Consider the following 24,782-nt stretch of genomic DNA (forward strand, 5'->3'; position numbering starts at 1 on the left):
ACAGGGCAAGCGCTGGCAGCTATTGATTATGTAGCGAGTCGTGGGGCCCATCACTCCTCGCCCCAGGGCAGCATCAGGGTCAGCAGTGACAGCCGCGCGAATTCGGGCGTGAAGGCGTCGATGATCTGCTGCGGCTCGGGGCACAGCGTGGTGTCGGTCATGACGCCAAACTGCACGCCGCCGCCGTAGCTGAGGATGGAGACGCCCAGCCCGATGTCGCCCGACTGCGGCACCCAGAACATGCATTGCGTCACGCGCGCGCCGCAAAGGGTCAGCGCGTCGCGCGGGCCGGGCACGTTGGTCATCACGGCGGTGGTCTTGCGCGCGAAAAGGTTTAGCAGCGCGTCCTGCGCGGGCTTGACCAGCATGCCCGCCATCGACAGCATGGCGAAGGCCAGCAGCGGCTGTGTGCTGCCCTTGAGCGCGTTCATGCGTTGGCGCACCTCGTATACGCGTTCAATCGGGTTCTCGATGCCGATGGGCAGCACCAGCGGCACCAGGCCGAAGTGGTTGCCCAGCTTCCAGGCCTGCTCCATGGGGCGCAGGTTCACCGGGATCATGGCGCGGATCTCCTGGCCCGCCGGGTCGTCGCCCTGGGCGCGCAGGTAACCGCCGATGGCACCGGCCACGCACGACAGCAGCACGTCATTGACCGAGCAGTTCAGCGCCTTGCCGATGGCCTTGACCTCGTCCAGCGGGAGCGGCGGGCACCAGGCGACGCGCTTGGCGTGGCCCGGCTTGCCCTTCAGGCGCGTGGCCGAGTCGTCGGGCATGAGCGCCAGCGCGGCGGCGTCGCTCACCAGCTGGTAGGCCATGCGCGCGGCCTCCACCGAGCCCGCCAGGCCCTGCTCCAGCATTTTCTCGGGCTCGCGCAGCAGGTGCAGTGAATGCGCGGCGCTTTCGCCCGCCATGTCGATGGCCTTCACGGCCATGTCGGTGAACGGGCGGATCAGCGTGTCAGCCAGCCACTCCTCGGGGCTGCCCGCCGCGTGCGCTGCCTTGGCGTGGCGCTGCGGCGGCTCGCTGCCGCCATCGACCAGCGACAGCGTGACCGAGATCAGCGCAATGCCGTCGGCGATGCAGTGGTGGATGCGCACGATGAGCGCGCTGCCCTTCTCGCCGTCGTCGCCCGTGAAGTCCTCGACCAGATGGATCTGCCACAGCGGCCGGCGCCCGTCCAGCGGTTGCATGGCCAGCTCGCCCACGCGCTGCTGCAGCGCCTGTTGCATGCTCTGGCCCTTGCGGTGCGGCAGCGGCTCGCGCACCACGTGCGCGGCGATGTCGAAGCGGTCGTCATCGACCCAGGTGGCACCGGCCGCGTCTTGCACCACGCGCTGGCGAAAGCGCGGGTACTGCAGCAAGCGCTGCTGCACGCGCTCGCACAGCGCCTGCCAGCGGATGCCGGGCGAAAGCGTCCACACGCCATTGATCATCATGCGGTTGTGGTCGTTGTCCATGCGCAGCCAGGCCGTATCGACCTTGCTCATGCGCTCGCCAGACAAGCCCAGCATGCCCGAGGCCGCGCGCTGCACGTTCTTGCCGACGATGCGCGCGGCACGCGCCGCCGGTGCGGGCATGGCCAGAAGAGGAGCGGCGGAGGCGATGCGGGTGACCATGGCGGGCGTGTCCTGTGCGTGGGGTGGTGGAAGGGTGCGCGGATTTTGGGGGACGGCCTCTAGGGAATGCACCCTAGCGGCAGGGGCCGGGCCGTAAGATACACCGGCGCATGTACTTGCCGACACCCGTTTTTTCCCACCTTGCGAGGAGACTCCATGTCCGATCTGAACGCCACCTTCGAAGCTGCAGTGGCCAATTCCAAAACGCTCAGCGAGCGCCCCGACAACGCGACGCTGCTGAAGATTTACGCGCTGTACAAGCAGGCCACCGAAGGTGACAACGAGGCCAAGAAGCCCAGCTTCACCGACATGGTGGGGCGCGCCAAGTGGGACGCCTGGGAGAAGCTCAAGGGCACGGCCGCCGACGAGGCCAAGCAGCAGTACATCGACCTGATCGAATCGCTGCGCTGAGGCGGCGCGGCATCACGCCAGAGCGGCCCACGGGCCGCTTTTTTTCAGCCCGCTTTTTTCTTGGCGGGCTTGGCCTTGGCGGGGGCCAGCAGCTTGTCGAACTGCGTGTTCAGCTCCGCTTCGATGTGGTGCTTGAACGCACTGACGAGAAAGCCCAGCCGCGCGTCCAGCTCGAACAGGTCGGGGTAAACCTGCAGCGTGCCGTTGACACCCGCCCGCGTGAAGTGCACCGTGTCCTGGTCGTCGCCTTCCTCGTAGGTGCACTCCATGTCCAGCTTCTCCTCGGCCTTTTCGGCCCAGGCAAAGGCGATCTTGCGTGCGGCTTCAAGGCCCAGCTGGTGGGGGCGACGGATTTGGATGTGGGACACAGGCGAACTCCTTGGGCGCGGCCGGCTGCAGCGCGCACAGAGCCTGCAGGCGCTGTGCGGCGGGCAGGGCCGCCATTTTTCGTACGGCATCATAAAACCGTGGCCAGTCGTTTCCCTCGCGCCGCAGCAGCGCCTCGAACGCATCGGCCCAGCCGTCGTAGGCCGCCTGCGCGGCGAAGGCGGCGTTGTTCGCCTGGGCCACCCAGCGGTCGTAGCCCGCCAGCGTGGGCGCGGCCTGTGGTGCTGCGGCCAGCCACTGCGCACGCAGTGCCGCGTAGCGCGTGCGGAAGTCCTGCATTGCTTCTGATTTCATAGCTTCCAGCGCTTGACTGGTAAGGGCTGAGGCCGATTTTTGTGCATAAATCTCCGCCAGCCGCGCGCGCGTCGCGCGGGTGAGCTGGCGGAACTGTGTGCGCCGCGCCTGGCTGGCGCGGTCCGCCGCCTGTACTGCAGCGCTGGCATGGTGCGACAGCCACAGGGCCCCGCCCACGCGCTCTACCGCGGTGGCGAAGGATTCGTTGAACGGCGTGTCGCCCTCGGCGTAGACCACCTGGTGTGCCAGCTCATGGAACATCAGGCGCACGAAGTCCCCCTCGGGCCAGTGCACGAAGGTGGACAGCAGCGGGTCGCCGCCGAGCCAGTTCAGGTAGCCCAGCGTCGAGTACGCGGGCACGCCATACACCGACACCTCCAGCCCCTGCGCGGCCAGCGCGCGCGCCTGGGCCTGCGCGCCGGCCTCGGTGAAATAGCCGCGGTAGCCGATGCAGCCCGTGAGTGGAAAGCACCAGCGGTGCAGCGTCAGTGCATCGGGCGGCGCGGCCACCACGTTCCACACGGCGGCGGGGCGGCCCAGGTCGGCGTAGCGGCGGTAGCTGGCGTTGTCGGGCAGGTGCAGCGTGTTCACGGCGAAGGTGCGGGCGCGCTGCGCCAGCTCCAGCCGCTCGCGCAGCGCCGCCGGGGTGGCGTCGTCGGCGATCCACGCCGGCAGCGGGCGGGCCGCTTGCATCAGCGCCAGGTGCCCGCGCAGGCCCTGCCAGTAGTAGCCCAGCTGGCTGTCCTGCGCGCAACCAGCCAGCAGCCAGGGCAGCGCGAGCCAGGCCAGGCGCCACCGTGCAAGGGAATTCGGCCATCGAAGCATGCCCTGACTGTGCCACGGCCCGCCTACACTTGCGGTATTCACCCCTTCGGACGGCTTTGATGGAAATCTTCTCGCTGGCGCTGCTGCTGCTTTTCGGCCTGCACCTGCTCAAGTCGCGCGAGCGCGCCGCGCGTGTAGCGCTGCTGGGCAGCTTTCTGGCGCGTTACCAGATCGAGAAGCTCATGGAGTCGCTGACCGATGGCTACCTGCGCGCACTGGGCGAGCAGGACGCGCAGCGGCGCGCGCAGATCTGGGATCTGCTGGCCACGACCGAGAAAAATCTGGCACTGCAGCTGCAGTCCTTCGCCGACGACTTTGGTCGCGTGCCGGCCGACGAGGCGCGCGTCAGCACCCTGGCCATCGCGCTGCCGTACGCCAGCCGCTGGTTCCCTGCCGCCACCTTTGACATGCGCGAAATGCTGCAGCTGCATGCGCGCGGCATTGCCGCCGTGGTCGCCCAGGCGCCCGGTGGCGAGGAGGGCATGGCACAGGAGCGCAAGCGCCAGGCCTACACCGTGACCGCCGAGCTGTACCTGCTGCAGCACAGCTGCCACTGGTTCTGCCGCTCGGCCACGGTGGCGTCGGTGCGCCTCATCGCGCTGCACCAGACGTCGTACGAACAGGTGCTGGAGGGCGTCTCTCCCGCCACGCGCGCCGCGTACCGGCAGCTTGCCGGGGTGTGAAATGCAACGACAACCCCCCCCGAGCCGCTTCGCGGCTTCCCCCGCTCTCGCCACGTGGCGCGTTGCGGGCAGGGGAACTCATGCTTAGTTCAGCGCGGCGGCCCGTGCGCGGCGTCTGCTGGGCAGGGCCGCGCCGGTCTCATGGGCTGGTGGTGCGTTGCACCATGAAAAGCTAATTTCCGAGGTTTCGCCATGCTTTACAAGTTCAAGTCCCGTGCCACGGCCGACGTCATCATGCTCGAACCCAATGGCCGCCAGTTGGTGCAGATCATGGGCAAGGAGCCCGGGGTGGGCGGCATCGTCACGGTGGCGCAGATCCCCGCGGCCATCGCGGCCATCGAGGCGGCCATCGCTGCCGAGGACCAGGCACGCGCCCAGGCAGCCCAGGAGCACGAGGGCGATGGCACCGAGGAGCGGCCCGATGTCGTTCACCTGCGCCAGCGCGCCGCGCCGCTGCTCGACATGCTGCGCCGCAGCGCCGCCGCCGAGCGCGAAGTGACCTGGTGAGGGTTGACGTCTTATAAAGAAAAAAAGCCTCCCGGGCTTGCCTGGCAAGCGCGGGAAGCTATCAAAAGAGGAGTCCGGAGCGCTTCGGTCTGGCGCGCTCCAAGCCAGCGGACGCGTGAGCGCCCCAGGGGGAAGTCACTCGTAACTGCGTGCGTCCTCGATGACCTTGCCATCGTTGGGCAGGCTGCCCGGGGCCACCATCTGCACTTCGCCGCGCAGCTTGGTGACTTCGCGCACCGCGTCTTGCAGTTGCAGGGCCAGGCCTTCGGCGGTTTCGGTGGTTTCCACCTGCAGCACCATCTGGTCGTTGGCCATGGCGCCCGTGACCACCAGGCGCGCGCGTTGCACCTGCGGGAAGCGCTTGGTGATGGCCGCCACCTGGCCAGGGTGCACGAACATGCCGCGCACCTTGGTGGTCTGGTCGGCGCGGCCCATCCATCCCTTGATGCGCGTGTTGGTGCGCCCCGTCGGGCAGTCGCCGGGCAGCACGGCCGAGAGGTCGCCGGTGCCGAAACGGATCAGCGGGTAGTCGGTGTTCAGCGTGGTCACCACCAGTTCGCCAACCTCGCCTTCGGGCACCGGGTCGCCGGTGCCGGGGCGCACGATCTCGACGATCACGCCTTCGTCCAGCACCAGGCCTTCGCGTGCGCTGGTCTCATAGGCGATCAGGCCCAGATCGGCGGTGGCGTAGCACTGGTAGCCGGCCACGCCGTGCTGCGCCAGCCAGTCGCGCAGCGAGGGCGGAAAGGCTTCACCCGAGACCAGGGCCTTGGTCAGGCTGGGCAGCGCCACGCCCATGGCCTGGGCTTTTTCCAGGATCAGCTTGAGGAAGCTCGGCGTGCCGATGTAGCCGGCCGGGCGCAGCTCGGCCATGGCCTGCACCTGCTGCTCGGTCTGGCCCGTGCCGCCGGGGAACACGGTGCAGCCCAGCGCGTGGGCGCCGGTTTCCATCATCGAGCCGGCGGGCACGAAGTGGTAGGAGAAGCAGTTATGGATCAGCTCGCCCGTGCGGAAGCCCGCGGCGTGGATGGCGCGCGCCATGCGCCAGTAGTCGCGCCGCGTGCCCTCGGGTTCGTAGATGGTGCCGGGGCTGGCGAACACGCGCGGCATCTGCGGGCCAAACCCGTGCGTGGCGAAGCCGCCGAAGGCGCTTTGGGCGCGCTGCTCCTGCTGGCGCTGCAGCAGTTCGTACTTGCGCGTGACGGGCAGGCCAGCCAGCGCCGCGCGGCTGGTGATGGTGGCCGGGTCGATGTCCGCCAGGATGCTGGCGAACGCGGGCGAGGCCGTGCGGGCATGCTGGATCTGCCGGGGCAGCGCAGCCAGCAGGGCGGCCTCGCGTTCGGCGTGGGGGCGGGTTTCCAGGGCGTCGTAGAACTTGCTCATGCCGTGGTCTCCTGTGTGCTTCAGGTTGAGGGCAAAAAAGGCTGCTAGCGCTTACCAGATAAGCGCTGGCAGCTACGAAATCAGGAGTAAATAATCGGGCGGCAAAGGACTCAGGCGAGCCAGCGCTTGCGGCGCTTGTAGCTCTTGACGTCCTTGAAGCTCTTGCGCTCGCCGCCGCCGACGCCCAGGTAGAACTCCTTCACGTCCTCGTTGCTGGCCAGGTCGCTGGCGGTGCCGTCCATGACGATGCGGCCGCTTTCCATGATGTAGCCGTAGTCGGAGTACTTCAGCGCCATGTTGGTGTTCTGCTCGGCCAGCACGAAGGTCACTTTTTCCTTCTTGTTCAGGTCCTGGACGATGTTGAACACCTCTTCCACGATCTGCGGCGCCAAGCCCATGGAGGGCTCGTCAAGCAGCACCAGGCTGGGGTTGGCCATGATGGCGCGGCCAATGGCGCACATCTGCTGCTCGCCGCCCGAGGTGTAGGCGGCCTGCGAGGTGCGGCGCGTTTTCAGGCGCGGGAAGTAGTTGTAGACCTTCTCCAGGTTCGCGGCGATTTCGCCCTTGCTCTTGCGCGTGTACGAGCCGGTCATGAGGTTTTCCTCGATGGTCAGGTGGGCGAAGCAGTGGCGCCCTTCCATGACCTGCACCACGCCGCGCTTGACCAGGTCAGAGGGCGAGAGGTTGTCGATGCGCTCGCCGCGCAGGTCGATCGAGCCCTTGGTGACCTCGCCGCGCTCGGCCTTGAGCAGGTTGGAGATGGCGCGCAGCGTGGTGGTCTTGCCCGCGCCGTTGCCGCCCAGGATGGCGACGATGCTGCCTTCGGGCACCGACAGCGATACCCCCTTGAGCACAAGGATCACGTGGTTGTAGATCACCTCGATGCCGTTGACGTTCAGAACGATGTTTTTGGAGTCCATGGTGTTGCCTTCGCTGTGCCAATCGGGAGGGCTGCGGGTGCAGCCCTTTCGATTGGCGGCTGCCCGGGGGCAACCGCTGTGTCGCTGGCCATTGAGACTGGCGCTGCCGAGGCCGGCAGACGCCGCGCAAGGGCCGCCCCGCAGCGCTGGCGTCGTCCCCCTTCACCAATCGCGTAGCGATTCGAGAGAAGGGGGAAGGCGCGCAGCGCCTCAGGGGGATGTCCTCAAGACTGGCAGTCCGCAGCGTCGCGGCGTGTCATCTTCTTGTCGGCCAGGTACTTCTCCGAGCCGGCCTTGACCAGCGGCTTGAGGATCTGCTCATCGGCCTGGTACCAGTCAGAGGTGAACTTCCACTGCTTGCCATCCCAGGTGTGCACGCGCGCCCAGGTCGAGCCCATGTGGTCGGTGCAGCTGGTGGACAGCGGGCGCATCAGGTCGGTAAAGCCCAGTGCGTCGAGCTTCTTCTGGTCGAGTGCCAGGTTTTCCATGCCCCAGCGCACTTGCTCGCCCGTCATGACCTTGCCCTTGCCGAAGCGCTCCTGCGCACGGCGCACGGCTTCCACGCCGAGCATCTGGATGATGACGCCGCGGGTGTAGAGCACCGAGCCCACTTCGTCCTTCGGACCCGTGCCCTGGCCCTTGTCGTGCACGTGCTTCAGGATGTCCTGGATGACCTTGGACTGGGTGCCGTAGCCGTTGAGTGCCAGGGCGTGGTAGCCCTTGGCGCCTTCGCCCACGTCGCGCACGTCAGGCTCGGCACCGGCCCACCACACGCCGTACATCTTGTCGCGCGGGAAGCCGGTGGCTTGCGCTTCCTTCAGGGCGGTGGAGTTCATCACGCCCCAGCCCCACAGCAGCACGTAGTCGGGGCGGCTCTGGCGCACTTGCAGCCAGGTGGCCTTCTGCTCCACGCCGGGGGCGGTCACGGGCAGCATTTGCAGCTCAAAGCCATGCATCTTGGCGCGCTCTTGCACCAGTGGGATGGGCTCTTTGCCGAACGGGCTGTCGTGGTACACCAGGGCGATCTTCTTGCCCTTGAGCTTGTCCATGCCACCGGCGTTCTTGCCGATGTGCTGGATCAGGATGTCAGCACCGGTCCAGTAGCTGCCCATGTAGGGGAAGTTCCACTTGAACGCCATGCCGTCCTGCGCGACGGACAGGCCGTAGCCCAGCGTCATCAGCGGGATCTTGTCCACGGGGGCCTTCTCGGTCAGCGCGAAGGTGATGCCGGTGGCCTGCGGGTCGAACAGGGCCACGCCGGGCTTGCTCTTGAGGCGTTCGTAGCATTCCACGCCGCGGTCGGTGGCGTAGCCGGTTTCGCATTCCTCGAACGTGATCTTCACGCCGTTGATGCCACCGTCGCGTGCGTTGATGAGCTTGAGGTAGTCCTGTTTGCCGTTGGCCCAGGGCGTGCCGTTGGGGGCGTAGGGGCCCGTGCGGTAGGACAGCAGCGGGAAGAACTGCTCCTTGGCCTGCGCGAATGCGCTCGTGGCCACGCCAGAGGCGCCTGCGGCAACGACGGCGGCAGCGATCACGATTTTCGAAAGCTTCATGGTTGTCTCCTAGTCAGAGGTGGGCGAAACGCAGGAACGGGAATCAATGGGGGAAGGGCCACACGCGCAGCTTCTGCTTGGCGGTGGACCACAGCTTGGCCAGGCCGTGGGGCTCGACGATCAGGAACCAGACGATCAGCGCGCCGAAGATCATCAGCTCGGCGTGCGACAGGCCGGCGGTCGAGATCTCCATGCCGAACAAGCCAAGGAAGGCGGGCAGGAACTGGTTCAGGAAGATGGGCAGCACCACGATGAAGGCGGCGCCGAAGAACGCACCCATGATGGAGCCCAGGCCGCCGATGATGACCATGAACAGCAGGCGGAACGACACTTCCACCGAGAACGCGGCCGGCTCCCACGAGCCCAGGTGCACGAAAGCCCACAGCGCGCCGGCCATGCCGACGATGAAGGAGCTGACGGCGAAGGCCGACAGTTTGGCGTACATGGGGCGGATGCCGATCACGCTGGCGGCCACGTCCATGTCGCGGATGGCCATCCACTCGCGACCGATGGCGCCGCGCACCAGGTTCTTGGCCAGCAGGGCCACGACCACCAGCAGTGCCAGGCAGAATAGGTACTTGCTCATGGCGCTTTCAATGGGAAAGCCCAGCAGCTGCAGGTTGTTCACCGACACCGAACCCGAGTCGGAGTTGTTGGTGAACCACTTGATGCGCAGGAACATCCAGTCGCTGAAGAACTGTGCGGCCAGCGTCGCCACGGCCAGGTAAAGGCCCTTGACGCGCAGGCTGGGCAGGCCGAACAGGATGCCGAAGAAGGTGGCGCACAGGCCGCCCAGGATCAGCGCCGGAATCAGCGGCATGCCGGGGAAGCGCACGAAGAAGTTGAACGCGCCGTAGGCCCCTACGGCCATGAAGGCGCCCGAGCCCAGCGAGATCTGGCCGCAGTAGCCGACCAGGATGTTCACGCCCAGGGCTGCCATCGACATGATGACCAGCGGGATCAGGATGGCGCGGTAGATGTAGTCGCTGGCCAGCATGGGCACAAGCACAAAGGCCACGGCCAGGAAGGCCAGGATGACCATGCGGTCCTGCGCGATCGGGAAGATCTGCTGGTCGGCACGGTAGCTCGTCTTGAACTGGCCGTTTTCGCGGTAGAACATGTCTTGCTCCTAATTGTTCTGATGGATGCGGCGGTTCAGACGCGGTCGATGATCTTCTCGCCGAACAGGCCCTGGGGCCGGAACAGCAGGAACATGAGGGCCAGCACGTAGGCGAACCAGATCTCGATGCCGCCGCCCACGAAGGGGCCCAGGTAGACCTCGGAGAGCTTCTCGCCCACGCCGATGATCAGGCCACCGATGATGGCGCCGGGTACCGAGGTCAGGCCGCCCAAGATCACCACCGGCAGTGCGCGCAGCGCCACGGTGGTCAGCGAGAACTGCACGCCCAGCTTGGAGCCCCAGATCATCCCGGCCACCAGGGCCACCACGCCGGCCACACACCAGACGATGACCCAGATGCGGTTGAGCGGAATGCCGATGGACTGTGCGGCCTGGTGGTCGTCGGCCACGGCGCGCAGCGCGCGGCCCGTGCCGGTCTTCTGGAAGAACAGGCTGAGCAGCACCACCAGCGCGGCGGCGATGGCGGCGGCGATCACGTCTTCCTTGTTCACCAGTACGCCGCCCTGGAACATCGACTCGAACAGGAACACCGGCTCCTTGGGCATGCCCACGTCGATCTTGTAGATGTCGCTGCCGAACAGTGTCTGGCCCAGGCCTTCCATGAAGTAGGTGATGCCCAGGGTCGCCATCAGCAGCGTGGCGCCTTCCTGGTTCACCAGATGGCGCAGCACCAGCCGCTCGATCACCCAGGCGCAGACGAACATGATGGCGCCCGCGATGATGAAGGCCGCCAGGTTGGCCACCAGCATGTTGTCGATGCCGGTCCACTTGGGGATCCATTCTGCGAAGCGCGCCATGGCCAGGGCTGCGAACAGCACCATGGCGCCTTGCGCGAAGTTGAATACGCCCGAGGCCTTGAAGATCAGCACGAAGCCGAGCGCGACCAGCGAGTACAGCATGCCCGCCATCAGGCCGCCGATCAGGGTTTCCAAAAAGAATGCCATGGTTGCTCTCCTGCCTTGCCCTCAGTGCCCGGCGCCCAGGTAGGCGCGGATCACGTCTTCGTTGTTGCGCACTTCGTCAGGTGCGCCGTCGCCGATCTTCTTGCCGTAGTCCAGCACCACGACGCGGTCAGAGATGTCCATCACCACGCCCATGTCGTGCTCGATCAGCACGATGGTGGTGCCGAACTCGTCGTTCACGTCGAGGATGAAGCGGCACATGTCCTGCTTCTCTTCCACGTTCATGCCGGCCATGGGCTCGTCCAGCAGCAGCACCTGCGGCTCCATGGCCAGGGCGCGGCCCAGGTCCACGCGCTTTTGCAGACCGTAGGGCAACTGGCCCACGGGGGTCTTGCGGTAGGCCTGAATTTCCAGGAAGTCGATGATGTGCTCGACAAACTCGCGGTGCGCGATCTCTTCCTTCTCTGCCGGGCCGATGCGCAGCGCCTGCAGCAGGAGGTTGCTTTTGATCTTCAGGTTGCGCCCCGACATGATGTTGTCGATCACGCTCATGCCCTTGAACAGCGCCAGGTTCTGGAACGTGCGCGCCACGCCCATCTCGGCCACTTGGCGGCTGTTCATGTGGTCGAACGTCTTGCCGCGGAAGGTGATCGAGCCCTCGGTCGGTGTGTACACGCCGTTGATGCAGTTGAGCATCGACGACTTGCCGGCGCCGTTGGGGCCGATGATGGAACGGATCTCGTGCTCTTTCACGTTGAACGAGATGTCCGTCAGCGCCTTCACGCCGCCAAAGCGCAGGCTGATGTTCTTGATGTCGAGAATGACATCACCGATCTTTTTCTGTGTCATGGCTGTGCGTCCCAATCAGGCTTTGGCGGGGTGGGTTTTGGCATCCACGATGGTCAGGGTCGCGCTTACGCTGCCGGTGCGGCCGTCCTCGAACTTGACCTGCGTCTCGATGAACTGCTCCTTCTTGTCGGAGTACAGGGCATCGACCAGCACGCCGTACTTTTGCGCGATGAAGCCGCGGCGTACCTTGCGCGTGCGGGTCAGCTCGTCGTCGTCCGGGTCCAGTTCCTTGTGCAGCACCAGGAAGCGCGCCACCTGCGTGCCAGCCATGCCGGGCTCGCTTGCCAGGTCGGCGTTGACCTGGGACACGCAGTCGGCGATCAGCTCCAACACCTTGGCCTTGGAGGCCAGGTCCACATAGCCGGCGTAAGGCAGGTTCTGGCGCTCGGCCCAGTTGCCCACGGCCTCGAAGTCGATGTTGATGAAGGCGCACACCTTGTCGCGCTCGTGGCCGAAGCACACGGCTTCCTTCACGTGCGAGAAGAACTTGAGCTTGTTCTCGATGTAGTTGGGCGCGAACATGGCGCCGGAATTGGTCCGGCCCACATCCTTGGCGCGGTCGATGATGCGCAGTTGGCCTTCGGCGTCGATCACGCCGGCATCGCCGGTGTGGAACCAGCCGTCGGCGTCGATGACCTCGGCCGTGGCGTCCGGGCGCTTGTAGTACTCCTTGAGCACCGACACGCCCTTGAGCAGCACTTCGCCGTTGTCGGCGATCTTCAGCTCGATGCCGGGCGCGGCCTGGCCCACGGTGTTCAGGTTGACCTGGCGGTCACGCTGCAGGCACACGTAGGCGCAGGTCTCGGTCTGGCCGTAGAACTGCTTGAGGTTGATGCCGATGGAACGGAAGAAGCGGAACAGGTCTGGCCCGATGGCCGCGCCCGCCGTGTAGGCCACGTGGATGCGCGACAGCCCCATGGCGTTGCGCAGCGGGCCGTAGATCATCAGGTCACCGAGCTTGTACTTGATGCGGTCGAGCAGGCCCACCGGCTTGCCGTCCAGGATGTCGGAGCCGACGCGGCGCGCGAGCTGCATGCATTTCTCGTACAGCCAGCGCTTGGACGGCGCGGCATCCTCCATGCGGATGGAGATCGATGTCAGCATGCCCTCGAACACGCGCGGCGGCGCGAAGTAGTACGTCGGGCCGATCTCGCGCATGTCGATGCTCACCGTGGCTGCCGATTCCGGGCAGTTGATGGTGTAGCCCGCCACCAGCCACTGGGCCAGCGAGAACAGGTGGTCACCCACCCAGGCAGGCGGCAGGTAGGAAATGATGCTGTCGTTCCGGCCCAGCTTGTCCACCTCGGTGGCGCCGCGCGCCGCACCGATGAAGCTGGAATGCGTCTGGCACACGCCCTTGGGCTTGCCGGTGGTGCCCGAGGTGTAAAGGATGACGGAGACGTCTGCGGGCTTGACGGCGGCCACCATGGCGTCCCAGGCCTGCGGATGGGCCTTGTCCCAGGCAGCGCCTTGCTCCAGAAGCTGCTCCACGCTGATCAGCCCCGGCTGGTTGTAGTTGCGCAGGCCGCGCGGGTCGTCGTAGATGATGGTGCGGATGCTGGGCACGGTCTCGCGCACTTCCAGCAGTTTGTCCACCTGTTCCTGGTTCTCGGCGAAGGCCACGGTGATCTCCGCGTCCTGCATCACGAACGTCATCTCGGTGGCCACGGCGTCCTGGTACAGCGGCACCGGCACGGCGCCCAGCGCCTGGGCGGCGACGAAGCCCATGTAAAGGTGTGGTCGGTTGTCGCTGATCAGGGCCAGGTTCTGGCCACGCTGCAGGCCCAGCGAGGCCAAGCCGCAGGCCATGTGGCGCACGGTGCGGGCCGTGTCAGACCAGCTCCAGGTTTGCCAGATGCCATATTCTTTTTCGCGCAGCGCCGGGGCATCGGGACGCTCGGCGGCATGCTTTAGCAGCAGATGCGGAAACGTGGTGCTCATGGACGGTTGTTCCTGTGGTTCACCAAAGAGGGCGGGTTCGGCACGCTCATGCCTTACCTATGAAGTTGCAAGCAATGGTAGGGAGGACTTTGACGTCAATATGTCTTGCCAATGACAATTTACGGGAAACTCCCCATCGGGTTAACCTTACTGGCGCCTGGGTTTGTCGCTTTTGGTATTGCGCGGACGCGCAAGGCAGCGCAGGGCCCGGGAGCCGGGGCCCTTGTAAGCGCTACGGGGACAGGGGAAAGGGGAAAGGGGAAAGAAAGGGGCGCGGGCCGAGGATGCCCGCGCTCAGAACGTGAACACGTTCTCGGTGCGCAGTTGCTTAGCGCACGTACTTGCCGTCGCGGCCGACCAGTGTCAGCTCGACGAAGCGCGAGGCGTTGCGCCCCGGCTCGGTGGCGTGCACCTCGAAGCCGCCCAGGTCGAGCTTGCGCAGGCTCCAGGTGGCGTCGATGAAGCTGGCGCGCGTGGGGTTCTTGCCCGCGCGCTGCAGCGCTTCGCAGAACACCCGTGCGTTGATGTAGCCCTCCAGCGCCAGGTGCGAGGGCTCGGCTTTGGCGCCGATGGCCTTCCAGGCCTGCATGAACTCGCGGGACACCGGCACCACCGGGTTGGTGGGCAACGGCATCACCTGGGTCAGTGCCATGCCCACGCCGTCGGCGCCCAGCGCGGCGATGTTGGCCGACGTGCCCAGCACCGACAGCCCGTACAGCGAAGTGCCACGGCGCAGTGCGCGGAAGGACTTGACGAACTCCATGGCGGGCTTGCCCGCCAGGCCGATCAGCACGGCTTCGGGCTGGGCCTGGGCGATCTTGGCGGCGGCGGTGGCGGCGTCGCTGGCGTTGTTCTCCACCGTGGCCGAAGGGCCCTCGGGCAGGCCCAGCTTGGCCATGGAGCGCTGCGTGGCGTTGAACACCTCCTTGCCGAAGCTGTTGGCCTGGTAGGCGATGGCGATGCGCTTGATGCCCAGCGTGTGCAGGTGCTGCACCAGCTTTTCAGCCTCTTCGGCGTAGCTGGCGCGGATGTTGAACACGTTGCGCTGCGGCACGCGGCTGAGCTGCGCGCCGGTGAAGGGTGCGAAGAACGGGATGCCCGACTCCAGCACCATGGGCAGCATGGCCTCGACGTTGGCGGTGCCCATGCAATTGAACAGCGCGAAGGTGTTGGGGTCGGCCATCAGTTGCTTGACGTTGGCCAGGCCTTTTTGCACATCGTACTGGTCGTCCAGCGTGTTGAGCACGATGCTACGGCCCTGGATGCCGCCGCGCGCGTTCACGGCAGCGAAGGCGGCCTGGGCGCCCTGGTGCATGGCCGATCCCAGCTCGCCCAGCGGGCCCGTCAGGTCGGTGCTCTGGCCGAGCACGATCTGGCTTTCCTGCGCGTTGGCCGGACCCGCCTGCAGCCAAGGCAAGGCCACGGCGGCGGTGCCGGCGAGCAGCGTGCGGCGGGACAGTCGGGTCTGGAGGGCGTGGGGCATATTGGAATTCCTCAGGCTGCAGTAAAACGGCGAATCTTGCGGTTCCGGAACATAAAAATCTGTCCGCGCAATGACAATCGGACATGTGGTATTCCAGTAGATTATGACCATGCCAGGAATATGGGCGCCACCTCTTGCTGCGGTCGCACGCCCGTTGCGCCCTGCCGCGCCGCCCGTCCCATTGCCGTAGCACTGCCATGAGCCAAGACCTTTCCCTGCACCAGCGCCGTCGCCCGCCCTCACGCGGCGAGCTCGACGGCATTCCCTGGCTGGGCCTGCTCGAAGCCGAAGCGCGTGAGCGCGCGGTGGCCACGCTGGTGGTGGGCGACGCCAAGGCGGGCGACTACGTGTGCCGCGTCGGCCGCCCCGTGACCTACTGGTTCGGCCTGGTGGACGGCCTGCTCAAAATGAGCGCGGACAACGCCCAGGGCGGCACCATGACCTTCACCGGCGTGCCCCCGGGTGGCTGGTTCGGCGAGGGCACGGCGGTCAAGCGCGAGCCCTACCGCTACAACATCCAGGCGCTGCGCAAGAGTGTCGTGGCGGGGCTGCCGATCGACACCTTTCACTGGCTGCTCGACCACTCGATTCCGTTCAACCGCTTCGTCATGAACCAGCTCAACGAGCGCCTGGGCCAGTTCATCGCGGCGCGCGAGATCGACCGCCTGGGCAGCCCCGATGTGCGCGTGGCGCGCAGCCTGGCAGCGCTGTTCAACCCGGTGCTGTACCCCGGCGTGGGCCAGGTGCTGCGCATCACGCAGCAGGAGCTCGCATACCTCGTGGGCCTGTCGCGCCAGCGCGTGAACGAGGCGCTGGCGGCGCTGCAGGCGCAAGGCGCCATTCGTGTGGAGTACGGTGGCCTGCGCGTGCTGGACCTGGCTGCGCTTCGGTCCAGTGTGACGGCCCACTGAGCAACCGTCTTGGAAGTCAAGCGCAATGGTGATTTGGATTCCAAGTGGAGCCGTGTTTGGCGATAGCGTTCAGCATCGTCAGCAGCTTGCGCATGCAAGCCACCAAGGCGACCTTCTTGCGCTTGCGTGCGGCCAGCAAATGCGCGTAGTCTCAGATAAACCCGTTCGCCCTGAGCTTGTCGAAGGGCTGCTCGCAAGGAGCGCCCTGGCTTTGACAGGCTCAGCCCGAACGATTGAGGAAGACGTGTCTGAGAAATGTACCTAGTCAGGTAAGAATGCTAGAGGCGCAAGTAAATATTGCCTTTTGCGCTATCAAAAACATAGTGAATGGAGGCTTGGGGTTTGCCCTTGTCCCCGCCGCGGGTGCAGCCGATCAGGTATAAGCCTGTAACACTTGCGAGGCGTCCCATGCATTCATTTTTTCCCTCCTTTACGCTGCGTGCGGCCGTTGCCGCAGCGGCATTGGCCGTGCTGGCCGGCTGTGCAGCGCCCCGGCCCGACACCGGTTTGCGCGAAACCCTGGTGGCGGTGACGGCCTCGCAGGAACTCATCACCTTCCAGGCAGCGCAGCCTGACCGCATCCTGGAGCGGCGCCCGGTAACGGGCCTGGCGCCCGGCGAGCGGCTGGTGGGCATCGACTTCCGCGTGGCCAAGGGCGTGCTCTATGCGCTGTCGCAAGCGGGCCGCCTGTACACGCTCGACATTCCCACCGGTGCGCTGCGCCCTGTCGGCCCCGCGCCTGCCGCGCTGGCACTGCAGGGTGCGGTGTTCGGCTTTGACTTCAACCCGGCGGCCGATCGCATCCGGGTGGTGTCCAACATGGGGCAGAACCTGCGCCTGCACCCCGACACCGGGGCGGTGGTCGATGGCGATGCCACCGTAGAAGGTGTGCAGCCTGATCCCAACCTGCGCTACGCCTGGGGCGATGTAAACGCCCGCCGACAGCCCGACATTGCCGGTGCCGCCTACACCTACAACCCCAACGACAGCAAGATCACCACCAACTACGCGATCGACCGCGCGCTGGGTGTGCTGGTGATGCAGGGCTCACGCGAGGGCACCCAGCCGGTGGTTTCGCCCAACGCCGGGCAGCTGCGCACCGTGGGCCCGCTGGGGCTGGGGCCGCTCACGGATGTGAGCTTTGACATTGCCGACGTGGGCAACACCGCCCTCATTGCCGTGCGCACGGCTGCCGACACCCAGACCCGCCTGCACCAGGTGGACCTGGCCACTGGCGCCACCCGCCCTCTGGGCGTGGTGGGCGATGGCGCGCCCCTGGTGGGCCTGGCGATCGAACCATGAGGCTGGCTGGCCCGCTGACGCTGCGACCCGCCACGCTGGCCTGGTTGGCAGCGCTCGCTGCGCTGGTACTGCTGGCTGGCGGCGCGCAGGCGGGCACGGTGCAGGTCGATGTGTCCGACGCTGCGGGCAAGCCGCTGGCCGATGCTGTGGTGTTTCTGGACTCGGCCGAGGCCCGCAAGCAGGTCAAGCCGCTCGTTGGCGTGGAGATGGCGCAGGAGAAGCGGCAGTTCGTGCCCGGTGTGCTGGTGGTGCCCGTGGGCACCGAGGTGCTGTTCCCCAACCGCGACTCGGTGCGACACCACGTGTACTCCTTCTCGCCCGCCAAGAAGTTCGAGCTCAAGCTCTACAGCGGCACGCCGTCCAACCCGGTGTTGTTTGACAAGTCTGGTGTGGTCGCCCTGGGCTGCAACATCCACGACCAGATGGTGGGCTGGGTGCTGGTGGTGGACACGCCGTACTACGCCCGCACCCCTGCGGCCACAGGCAAAGTGCAGCTCGACAACGTGCCGCCTGGCACCTACACGCTACGCACCTGGCACGCCCGCCTGCCTGTGGGCGCACCGGCCCTGGAGCAGGCGCTGACCGTGCCAGCCACGGGAACGGCCACGGCGGCGGTGCGCATGACGGGGTTGCAGCCTTGAAGCGGCTGCGCCTGGCCCGGCGCAGCCTGATCCTGCGGCTGGTGGGGTTGTCGTTGCTGCTGCTGCTCATCGTGCAGGCGGCGGGGTTTGCCGTGGTGCGGGCCTCCATCGACCGCAATGCACGCGCCCAGATCGCGCGCGCCCTCGACCTGGACGAAAACATCTGGCGCCGCCTGCTGGACCAGAACGCGGAGCAACTGCGCCAGGGCTCGGCCCTGCTGGCGGCGGACTACGGGTTTCGGTCGGCGGTCAACTCGGGCGACGAAGAAACCATCCAGTCGGTGCTGGAAAACCACGGCAGCCGCATCGGCGCGGCCGTGACTGCGCTGCTGGGCACCGACCTCACGCTGCGTGCGGTCAGCCTCACGGGCAGCATGGACCAGTTTCCGGCCACGCTCCAGCAGGTGGTGCCGCGCCTCGCGCAACAGCCCCAGGGCAGTCAGATCGCGGTGATGGACGGCGTCCCCTACCAGTTCGTGATGGTGCCCATGCGGGCGCCGGTGGTCATTGGCTGGGTGCTGATGGGCTTTCGCATCGACCAGTCGCGTGCCGACGAAATGCGCCAGCTCCTGTCCGTGCATGTGGCCCTGATGGTCAAGGCCCCCGGGGGCGCGCTGAGCCTGCCGGTCAGCACCCTGCCAGCGGACGCACAGGCCTTGCTGCTGGCCAGCGGCGGCGCGGCGGGCGAGCTGCAGACCGCCGAGGGCACCTTGCTCGCGCGCTCCAGCCCGCTCGACAGCGTGGGGGGCGAGGTGCACTCGCTGCTGCTGCGGTCGGTGGACGAGGTGGTAGCACCCTATCGCCAGCTGCAGGTGCTGCTGGCCATCATCACGGTGGCCGGTGTGCTGCTGTTTGCCGTGGGCACGGGCCTGGTGGCACAAAGGCTTGCTACGCCGCTGCGCTCCTTGCTGGCAGCCACGCAGCGGCTGTCGCGTGGCGAATACGACGTGCCGCTGGAGCACACCGACCGCACCGACGAGATCGGCAACTTGGCGCGCTCGTTCGACCACATGCGCGTGGACATTGGTGCCCAGCAAACCGAAATCCGCCGCCTGGCCTACTGGGACCGCCTGACGGGCCTGCCCAACCGGGAGCGTTTTCGCGACGCCGTGGTGCAGGCCATTGCCGGCAGTGCCAGCACGCCGCAGCCCCTGGCCGTGCTCACGCTGGATCTGGACCGCTTCAAGCATGTCAACGATGTGCTGGGCTATGCCTTTGGCGACCGCCTGTTGCAGGCCGTGGCCGAGCGCCTGAGCCAGCAGGTGCTCTCGCCCGATGACATGGTGGCGCGGCTGGGGGGCAATGAGTTCGCCATCCTGCTGCAGCGCGCCGATGCGGCGGATGCGCACGACATTGCCCAGCGCATCAACCAGTCGTTCGAGGAGCCGCTGGCCTTTGAGGACCAGACGGTGGACCTGAGCGCTGGCATTGGCTTTGCCTGCTGGCCGGGCGATGCGGGCGACGCCGACACGCTGCTCAGCCGTTCTGAAATTGCCATGTACGCCGCCAAGCGCAAGCTCAGCGGGGCTCTGCAGTACGACGCGGCGTTTGACTCGTCCAGTGCGCAGACCCTGTCACTGCTGACCGAGCTGCGCCATGCCGTGGAGCACCATGAGCTGCGTCTGTACCTGCAGCCCAAGGTGCCCCTGCACGGGCAGCCGGGCCTGGCGGCCGAGGCGCTGGTGCGCTGGCAGCACCCGCAGCGGGGGCTGGTGCCGCCCATGCAGTTCATTCCGTTTGCCGAGCAGACCGGGTTTGTGCGCCAACTTACGCTGTGGATGTTTGAAGAAGTCGCGCGCCTGCTGGCAGACCCACGCACGCAGGGTCTGCCGCTCAGGGTGTCGGTCAACCTCTCCACCCGCGATCTGCTCGACCCCGAACTGAGCCACCGGCTGGCCGAGATCCTGGTGCGCCATGGGGTGGCAGCCAGTGCCTTCTGCCTGGAGATCACCGAAAGCGCGATCATGGACGACCCCCAGCGCGCCGAGGCCATGCTCAACCGCTTGTCAGAGCAGGGCTTCAAGCTGTCCATCGACGATTTCGGCACGGGGTATTCGTCTTTGGCCTACCTCAAGCGCCTGCCGGTGGATGAACTCAAGATCGACAAATCGTTTGTGATGGGCATGGAGACCGGTGAGGACGACGCGATGATCGTGCGCTCCACCATCGACCTCGCGCACAACCTGGGACTCACGGTGGTGGCCGAAGGCGTGGAGACTGCTGCTATCCAGGATCGCCTGCGTGCGCTGGCCTGCGACGAGGCGCAGGGGTATCACATTGCACGGCCCCTGCCGGTGGATGATTTTCTGGCCTGGCAGGCCCGCCAGGTCTAGGTGGCGTCGATCGGTTGCATCCCGGTTTGGGGTCTGGGCGGTCCGCAAGCGTAAATACACGCAATGTCTTCCTCCTCCTCTCGCCCACCTGCGGGCCCCACCGCCGCTCCAGCCTCTGACGTTGGCGGCCCCACACTTGCTTCTTCCTCCGCGCCCGCCGCACGTCCCGTGCTGCGCCGCCCGACCCTGATGGCCAAGCCCGCACCTGCACGGCCTGCTTCTGCACGGCCCGCCCCGCCGCCCCGGGCGCCACGGCCGCCCCGCGCACCAGCGCCCTCCAACTACCGCGTCGCCTCGGGTGCCTTTGTGGCGCCGGTGCGCCAGGTGCCTGCGCCGGCGACGGGTACGGTGGGCGGCCTGCCCACCTCACGGCTGAACAAGCGCATGGCCGAGTTGGGCATGTGCTCGCGCCGCGAGGCCGACGACTGGGTGGAGCAGGGCTGGGTCAAGGTCAATGGTGTGGTAGCCACCATGGGCCAGCAGGTCACGGCGGCCGACCGCATCGAGGTGGACAAAATCGCCCAGGGTTTCCAGGAGCAGCGCGTCACCATCCTGCTGAACAAACCCATCGGCTATGTCAGCGGCCAGGCCGAGGATGGCCACACGCCCGCCGTGGCGCTGATCAACTCCCGCACCCAGTGGCGCGAGGACCCCAGCCGCAACCGCTTCTCCCCGCCGCAGCTGCGGGGCCTTGCGCCCTGCGGGCGGCTCGATATCGACTCGGTGGGCCTCCTGGTGCTGACCCAGGACGGCCGTGTGGCCAGGCAGATCATTGGCGAGGACTCCGTGATGGAAAAGGAGTACCTGGTGCGCGTGCTCTACCAGGCCCCGGGCCAGGCGGCACCCCACCACCCCAGCGAGCGCTCCGCGCCGCTGCAGGAAATCAACGAGCGCGACCCGGTCAGCACCAATGTGCAGGCGGTGTTTCCCAAAGAGCTGCTGGAACGCCTGCGCCACGGCCTGAGCCTGGACGGCGAGCCGCTCAAGCCCGCCAGGGTCGATTGGCAAAACCCCGAGCAACTGCGTTTTGTGCTCAACGAGGGCAAAAAGCGCCAGATCCGCCGCATGTGTGAGCTGGTGGGGCTCAAGGTGGTGGGCCTCAAGCGCATCCGCATCGGGCGTGTGACCCTTGGCAACCTGCCCGTGGGTCAGTGGCGTTACCTGTGCCCCAACGAGCGGTTCTGAGAGCCCTGGGTTTCTTGCGAATATTGTCTGAACGGAGCCCCTCTCATGCCCCTTCCTTCCGCACCTCGGCCACGCAAGCCTGCTGCTTCTACCCCTGCGGGCGACGGCGCCAAAGCTGCGGCAACCAACCCGCTGCGCCAGTTGCGAGCATCCGACCTGCGCGCTGTGGCGCGCCTGGCCACGCAGGCCACCACCGGCATCAGCCGGGTGGCCGAGGGGGTGCACCAGTCAGTGCTGGGCACGCTGGGGCTGCCGGGCGGCGCCGAGCCGGGTCGCGCGCGGGGGCTGACCGGGCTGGTGTACCAGAGCATCCGGGGGGTGACGCAGCTGGTGGATGCGGGCCTGCAGGCGGGTTTGGCGCGGCTGGAGCCGTTTTTTGCCCCGGTCGCGTCGGCTGGAGAGGTGCATTGGGAGCGCGAGGCGGTCATTGCCGCGCTCAACGGCGTGATGGGCGACCGCCTGCAGCGCGACGGCAACCCGCTGTGCACGCGGATGGGCTGGTACCAGCACGGTCTGCCCCTGGACTTGCACGCGCTGGCTGCCCCGGGCGCCGCCACCGGCAAGCTGCTGGTGCTGGTGCATGGCCTGTGCATGAATGACCTTCAGTGGCTGCGCCACGGCCATGACCATGGCGCCCATCTGGCCGAGGCCCTGGGCTACACCCCCGTGTACCTGCGCTACAACACGGGCCAGCACACCTCCACCAACGGGGCCGAGCTGTCGGCCCTGCTCACATCCCTGGTGGCTTCGTGGCCCGTGCCGGTGACAGAGCTGTCCATCCTGGCCCACAGCATGGGCGGGCTGGTGGCGCGCAGCGCCTGCCACCAGGCGGCCCAGGCACCAGCGGGCGTCAGCGAGTGGCTGCCCCTGCTTCGCCACCTGGTCTTTCTGGGCACGCCGCACCATGGCGCCCCGCTGGAGCGTGCGGGCCACTGGGTGGATGTGCTCTTGGGCAGCACGCCGTACAGCCGGCCGTTTGCCCGCCTGGGCCAGTTGCGCAGCAGCGGCATCACCGACCTGCGCTATGGCCATGTGCTTGACACCGACTGGCAGGGCCGCGACCGCTTTCGCCGCAGCCCTGACCGGCGTACCCCCGTGCCGCTGCCCGCCGGGGTGGCGTGCTTCACTGTGGCCGCCACGCTGGCGGTGCGGCGCGGCCCTCTGGCCGAGCGCCTGCTGGGCGACGGGCTGGTGCCACTGCACAGTGCCCTGGGGGTGCATGACGACCCGGCGCGCAGTCTGGCGTTTCCCCGCGGGCGCCAGACCGTGGTTCACCAGGCTGGGCACTTGGATTTGCTGCACCATGCCAGCGTGGCGCGGCTGCTGACTCGGTGGCTGGCGGCGTAGAACTTCAAGCCAAAATCGGTGCTAGGCCTTGCTGGGTAAGCGCTGGCAGCTCTTGTTTTTGAAGTTGCTTTGCCATGGGTTGAAACCAGCGCGTCCGCCCCTACATGCACGCTTGCAGGCGTGGCCCGCCGCGCCGCCGTTTTCTTGAACCGCATCCGTCCCGTGAAAAACCTATGAGCAAGCAAACCCATTCCTTTCAGGCCGAAGTCGCACAACTGCTGCACCTGGTCACGCATTCGCTGTACTCCAACCCCGAGATTTTCTTGCGCGAGTTGATCTCCAATGCGTCCGATGCCTGTGACAAGCTGCGTTTCGAGGCGCTGAACGACGCCGGGCTGTACGAGGACGCGCCCAACCTCGAAGTGCGCGTGTCGTTCGATAAAGAGGCCAAGACGCTCACCATCACCGACAACGGCATCGGCATGAGCACGCAGGAGGCCATCGACCACCTGGGCACCATCGCCAAGAGCGGCACCAAGGACTTCATGGGCAAGCTCTCGGGCGACCAGAAGGCGGACGCCCAGCTCATCGGCCAGTTCGGCGTGGGCTTTTACTCGGGTTTCATCGTGGCGGACAAGATCACCGTCGAGTCGCGCCGCGCCGGCATGAAGCCTGAGGAAGGCGTGCGCTGGATCAGCGGCGGCACGGGCGACTTCGAGGTCGAATCCATCACCCGCGCCGCGCGCGGCACCAGCGTCATCCTGCATTTGCGTGACGACGCCGAGGAGTTCCTCAACGCCTGGAAGCTCAAGCAGGTCATCGGCAAGTACTCCGACCACATCAGCCTGCCCATCCTCATGGAAAAAGAGGAGTGGAAGGAGAGCGAGAAAGAGGGCGAGCCCGGCGCCATGGTCAAGACCGGCGAGTGGGAAACCGTGAACAAGGCCAGCGCGCTGTGGACGCGGCCCAAGAAGGACATCACCGACGAGCAGTACCAGGAGTTCTACAAGGCCATCAGCCACGACTACGAGAACCCCCTGACCTGGAGCCACAACCGCGTCGAAGGCAATACCGAGTACACACAGCTGCTCTACATCCCGGCCAAGGCGCCGTTCGACCTGTACCAGCGCGACAAGCACGCCGGCATCAAGCTGTACGTCAAGCGCGTGTTCATCATGGACGACGCCGAGTCGCTCATGCCCAGCTACCTGCGCTTCGTCAAGGGCGTGATCGACTCGGCCGACCTGCCGCTGAACGTGAGCCGCGAACTGCTGCAAGAAAGCCGCGACGTGCGCCTGATCCGCGACGGCTCGGTCAAGCGCGTGCTCTCCATGCTGGAAGACCTGGCCAAGCACGACAAGCACGAAGCCGGCGCGCAAGCCGATGGCGTGACCGATGTGGTGAGCGAGGAAGACAAGGCCAAGGAAGGCAAGTACACCCAGTTCTACGCCGAGTTTGGTGCCGTGCTGAAGGAAGGCCTGGGCGAGGACTTTGGCAACCGCGAGCGCATTGCCAAGCTGCTGCGCTTTGCCAGCACCACGAGCGACACGCCCAGCGTGTCCTTCGCCGACTACAAGGCGCGCATGAAGGAGGGCCAGGAGGCCATCTACTACATCACCGCCGACACCCTGGCGGCGGCCAAGAACAGCCCGCAGCTCGAAGTCTTCAAGAAGAAGGGCATCGAGGTGCTGCTCATGACCGACCGTGTCGACGAGTGGGCGCTGAACTACCTGCAGGACTTCGACGGCACACCGCTGCAGTCCGTGGCCAAGGGCGCGGTGGACCTGGGCAAGCTGCAGGACGAGGCCGAGAAGAAGGCTGCCGAGGAGGCCGCCGAAGCCTTCAAGCCCGTGCTGGCCAAGCTGAAAGAGGCCCTCAAGGACAAGGCCGAGGACGTGCGCGCTACGACGCGCCTGGTCGATTCGCCCGCCTGTCTGGTGGTGCAGGACGGCGGCATGAGCACGCAGCTGGCGCGCCTGCTCAAACAGGCGGGCCAGAAGGCGCCCGACGCCAAGCCCGTGCTGGAAGTGAACCCGGAGCATGCGCTGGTGAAGAAGCTCGACGGCAGCGTGCACTTCCACGATCTGGCGCACATCCTGTTCGACCAGGCCCTGCTGGCCGAAGGCGGCCTGCCTGAAGACCCGGCCGCCTACGTCAAGCGCGTGAACGCGCTGCTGGCCTGATCTTCCGCTGGCACAGGGGCTTCAGCGCACCATGCGCTGAGTGCT

The 24,782-nt window shown here is 66.6% G+C and carries 21 protein-coding genes and 1 pseudogene; 10 read left to right on the forward strand and 12 right to left on the reverse strand.

From position 1 onward, the window contains the following. Window positions 1-50: 50 nt before the first annotated feature. Window positions 51-1,616, reverse strand: coding sequence for a wax ester/triacylglycerol synthase family O-acyltransferase (locus tag BN2503_RS09210; RefSeq protein WP_082366541.1), 1,566 nt, complete (start codon window positions 1,614-1,616; stop codon window positions 51-53). Between the two features lie 156 nt (window positions 1,617-1,772). Here BN2503_RS09210 and BN2503_RS09215 point away from each other — a divergent pair, with 156 nt between their 5' ends. Then, window positions 1,773-2,027: an acyl-CoA-binding protein gene (locus tag BN2503_RS09215; RefSeq protein WP_054256362.1), complete on the forward strand. Its 255-nt coding sequence runs from the start codon at window positions 1,773-1,775 to the stop codon at window positions 2,025-2,027. A 44-nt stretch (window positions 2,028-2,071) separates the two neighbouring features. On the opposite strand, the gene BN2503_RS09220 is transcribed toward BN2503_RS09215, so the two are convergent. Beyond that, window positions 2,072-2,395, reverse strand: a complete 324-nt coding sequence (locus BN2503_RS09220) for a polyhydroxyalkanoic acid system family protein (protein ID WP_054256363.1) — start codon at window positions 2,393-2,395, stop codon at window positions 2,072-2,074. Next, window positions 2,352-3,533, reverse strand: coding sequence for an aminopeptidase (locus BN2503_RS09225; RefSeq protein ID WP_054256364.1), 1,182 nt, complete (start codon window positions 3,531-3,533; stop codon window positions 2,352-2,354). Before BN2503_RS09225 ends, BN2503_RS09220 begins: the two co-directional genes overlap by 44 nt. A 59-nt stretch (window positions 3,534-3,592) precedes the next feature. Here BN2503_RS09225 and BN2503_RS09230 point away from each other — a divergent pair, with 59 nt between their 5' ends. After that, complete coding sequence (locus tag BN2503_RS09230) at window positions 3,593-4,216, forward strand: hypothetical protein (RefSeq protein WP_054256365.1); 624 nt, start codon at window positions 3,593-3,595, stop codon at window positions 4,214-4,216. A 192-nt stretch (window positions 4,217-4,408) separates the two neighbouring features. Next, window positions 4,409-4,723: a DUF1840 domain-containing protein gene (locus BN2503_RS09235; protein WP_054256366.1), complete on the forward strand. Its 315-nt coding sequence runs from the start codon at window positions 4,409-4,411 to the stop codon at window positions 4,721-4,723. 135 nt (window positions 4,724-4,858) lie between these two features. Here BN2503_RS09235 and BN2503_RS09240 read toward each other — a convergent pair whose 3' ends face one another. The 8 genes from BN2503_RS09240 to BN2503_RS09275 all read right to left on the reverse strand — a co-directional run bounded on the left by BN2503_RS09240 (window position 4,859) and on the right by BN2503_RS09275 (window position 14,895). Beyond that, window positions 4,859-6,106, reverse strand: a complete 1,248-nt coding sequence (locus BN2503_RS09240) for a phenylacetate--CoA ligase family protein (protein WP_054256367.1) — start codon at window positions 6,104-6,106, stop codon at window positions 4,859-4,861. A gap of 110 nt (window positions 6,107-6,216) precedes the next feature. Beyond that, complete coding sequence (locus BN2503_RS09245) at window positions 6,217-7,026, reverse strand: ABC transporter ATP-binding protein (RefSeq protein WP_054256368.1); 810 nt, start codon at window positions 7,024-7,026, stop codon at window positions 6,217-6,219. A 224-nt stretch (window positions 7,027-7,250) separates the two neighbouring features. Then, window positions 7,251-8,579 (reverse strand): ABC transporter substrate-binding protein, encoded by a 1,329-nt coding sequence (locus tag BN2503_RS09250; RefSeq protein WP_054256369.1) that lies wholly within the window; start codon window positions 8,577-8,579, stop codon window positions 7,251-7,253. Between the two features lie 43 nt (window positions 8,580-8,622). Next, on the reverse strand, window positions 8,623-9,699 hold the full coding sequence (locus tag BN2503_RS09255) for a branched-chain amino acid ABC transporter permease (protein ID WP_054256370.1): 1,077 nt from the start codon (window positions 9,697-9,699) through the stop codon (window positions 8,623-8,625). Between the two features lie 35 nt (window positions 9,700-9,734). After that, complete coding sequence (locus BN2503_RS09260; protein ID WP_054256371.1) at window positions 9,735-10,664, reverse strand: branched-chain amino acid ABC transporter permease; 930 nt, start codon at window positions 10,662-10,664, stop codon at window positions 9,735-9,737. Between the two features lie 21 nt (window positions 10,665-10,685). Beyond that, window positions 10,686-11,471, reverse strand: coding sequence for an ABC transporter ATP-binding protein (locus BN2503_RS09265; RefSeq protein WP_054256372.1), 786 nt, complete (start codon window positions 11,469-11,471; stop codon window positions 10,686-10,688). Between the two features lie 15 nt (window positions 11,472-11,486). Beyond that, window positions 11,487-13,412 (reverse strand): AMP-dependent synthetase/ligase, encoded by a 1,926-nt coding sequence (locus BN2503_RS09270; RefSeq protein ID WP_054256373.1) that lies wholly within the window; start codon window positions 13,410-13,412, stop codon window positions 11,487-11,489. A 328-nt stretch (window positions 13,413-13,740) separates the two neighbouring features. Beyond that, window positions 13,741-14,895, reverse strand: coding sequence for an ABC transporter substrate-binding protein (locus BN2503_RS09275; RefSeq protein WP_054256374.1), 1,155 nt, complete (start codon window positions 14,893-14,895; stop codon window positions 13,741-13,743). 197 nt (window positions 14,896-15,092) lie between these two features. On the opposite strand from BN2503_RS09275, the gene BN2503_RS09280 reads away from it, so the two are divergent. Further along, on the forward strand, window positions 15,093-15,806 hold the full coding sequence (locus BN2503_RS09280; protein ID WP_054256375.1) for a Crp/Fnr family transcriptional regulator: 714 nt from the start codon (window positions 15,093-15,095) through the stop codon (window positions 15,804-15,806). A 16-nt stretch (window positions 15,807-15,822) separates the two neighbouring features. Here the strand turns inward: BN2503_RS09280 and BN2503_RS19995 are convergent. Beyond that, window positions 15,823-15,954, reverse strand: a pseudogene (locus BN2503_RS19995) (IS110 family transposase); the annotation flags it as partial. Between the two features lie 260 nt (window positions 15,955-16,214). Between BN2503_RS19995 and BN2503_RS09285 the strand changes: the two are divergent. The 6 genes from BN2503_RS09285 (at window position 16,215) to htpG (ending at window position 24,737) form a co-directional block, all read left to right on the forward strand. Next, entirely contained in the window at window positions 16,215-17,108 is an 894-nt protein-coding gene (locus BN2503_RS09285) for a DUF4394 domain-containing protein (RefSeq protein WP_054256376.1), read from the forward strand. Beyond that, a complete protein-coding gene (locus BN2503_RS09290) occupies window positions 17,105-17,749 on the forward strand; it encodes a methylamine utilization protein (protein ID WP_054256377.1) in 645 nt (214 codons plus the stop codon). The genes BN2503_RS09285 and BN2503_RS09290 overlap by 4 nt, the downstream gene beginning before the upstream one ends. Continuing rightward, complete coding sequence (locus BN2503_RS09295; RefSeq protein ID WP_082366543.1) at window positions 17,746-20,082, forward strand: putative bifunctional diguanylate cyclase/phosphodiesterase; 2,337 nt, start codon at window positions 17,746-17,748, stop codon at window positions 20,080-20,082. Before BN2503_RS09290 ends, BN2503_RS09295 begins: the two co-directional genes overlap by 4 nt. A 384-nt stretch (window positions 20,083-20,466) precedes the next feature. Continuing rightward, window positions 20,467-21,267, forward strand: a complete 801-nt coding sequence (locus BN2503_RS09300) for a pseudouridine synthase (protein ID WP_411914290.1) — start codon at window positions 20,467-20,469, stop codon at window positions 21,265-21,267. Window positions 21,268-21,312: 45 nt separating this feature from the next. After that, window positions 21,313-22,614, forward strand: a complete 1,302-nt coding sequence (locus tag BN2503_RS09305; protein WP_139235383.1) for an esterase/lipase family protein — start codon at window positions 21,313-21,315, stop codon at window positions 22,612-22,614. Between the two features lie 173 nt (window positions 22,615-22,787). Beyond that, a complete protein-coding gene (gene htpG / locus BN2503_RS09310) occupies window positions 22,788-24,737 on the forward strand; it encodes a molecular chaperone HtpG (protein WP_054256378.1) in 1,950 nt (649 codons plus the stop codon). The last annotated feature ends 45 nt before the right edge of the window (window positions 24,738-24,782 follow it).

This window comes from Paenacidovorax caeni (assembly GCF_001298675.1).
GTDB classification, from domain to species: Bacteria; Pseudomonadota; Gammaproteobacteria; order Burkholderiales; family Burkholderiaceae_C; genus Paenacidovorax; species Paenacidovorax caeni.

Excerpts from the sequence above, each read along its gene's own strand:
- BN2503_RS09280 (WP_054256375.1), top strand. The coding sequence starts at position 15,093 with ATGAGCCAAGACCTTTCCCTGCACCAGCGCCGTCGCCCGCCCTCACGC.
- BN2503_RS09230 (WP_054256365.1), top strand. The coding sequence starts at position 3,593 with ATGGAAATCTTCTCGCTGGCGCTGCTGCTGCTTTTCGGCCTGCACCTG.
- BN2503_RS09255 (WP_054256370.1), bottom strand. The coding sequence starts at position 9,699 with ATGTTCTACCGCGAAAACGGCCAGTTCAAGACGAGCTACCGTGCCGAC.
- BN2503_RS09260 (WP_054256371.1), bottom strand. The coding sequence starts at position 10,664 with ATGGCATTCTTTTTGGAAACCCTGATCGGCGGCCTGATGGCGGGCATG.
- BN2503_RS09275 (WP_054256374.1), bottom strand. The coding sequence starts at position 14,895 with ATGCCCCACGCCCTCCAGACCCGACTGTCCCGCCGCACGCTGCTCGCC.
- BN2503_RS09210 (WP_082366541.1), bottom strand. The coding sequence starts at position 1,616 with ATGGTCACCCGCATCGCCTCCGCCGCTCCTCTTCTGGCCATGCCCGCA.
- BN2503_RS09235 (WP_054256366.1), top strand. The coding sequence starts at position 4,409 with ATGCTTTACAAGTTCAAGTCCCGTGCCACGGCCGACGTCATCATGCTC.
- BN2503_RS09285 (WP_054256376.1), top strand. The coding sequence starts at position 16,215 with ATGCATTCATTTTTTCCCTCCTTTACGCTGCGTGCGGCCGTTGCCGCA.
- BN2503_RS09225 (WP_054256364.1), bottom strand. The coding sequence starts at position 3,533 with ATGCTTCGATGGCCGAATTCCCTTGCACGGTGGCGCCTGGCCTGGCTC.
- BN2503_RS09215 (WP_054256362.1), top strand. The coding sequence starts at position 1,773 with ATGTCCGATCTGAACGCCACCTTCGAAGCTGCAGTGGCCAATTCCAAA.
- htpG (WP_054256378.1), top strand. The coding sequence starts at position 22,788 with ATGAGCAAGCAAACCCATTCCTTTCAGGCCGAAGTCGCACAACTGCTG.
- BN2503_RS09290 (WP_054256377.1), top strand. The coding sequence starts at position 17,105 with ATGAGGCTGGCTGGCCCGCTGACGCTGCGACCCGCCACGCTGGCCTGG.
- BN2503_RS09245 (WP_054256368.1), bottom strand. The coding sequence starts at position 7,026 with ATGGACTCCAAAAACATCGTTCTGAACGTCAACGGCATCGAGGTGATC.
- BN2503_RS09300 (WP_411914290.1), top strand. The coding sequence starts at position 20,467 with ATGGCCGAGTTGGGCATGTGCTCGCGCCGCGAGGCCGACGACTGGGTG.
- BN2503_RS09305 (WP_139235383.1), top strand. The coding sequence starts at position 21,313 with ATGCCCCTTCCTTCCGCACCTCGGCCACGCAAGCCTGCTGCTTCTACC.
- BN2503_RS09265 (WP_054256372.1), bottom strand. The coding sequence starts at position 11,471 with ATGACACAGAAAAAGATCGGTGATGTCATTCTCGACATCAAGAACATC.
- BN2503_RS09270 (WP_054256373.1), bottom strand. The coding sequence starts at position 13,412 with ATGAGCACCACGTTTCCGCATCTGCTGCTAAAGCATGCCGCCGAGCGT.
- BN2503_RS09250 (WP_054256369.1), bottom strand. The coding sequence starts at position 8,579 with ATGAAGCTTTCGAAAATCGTGATCGCTGCCGCCGTCGTTGCCGCAGGC.
- BN2503_RS09240 (WP_054256367.1), bottom strand. The coding sequence starts at position 6,106 with ATGAGCAAGTTCTACGACGCCCTGGAAACCCGCCCCCACGCCGAACGC.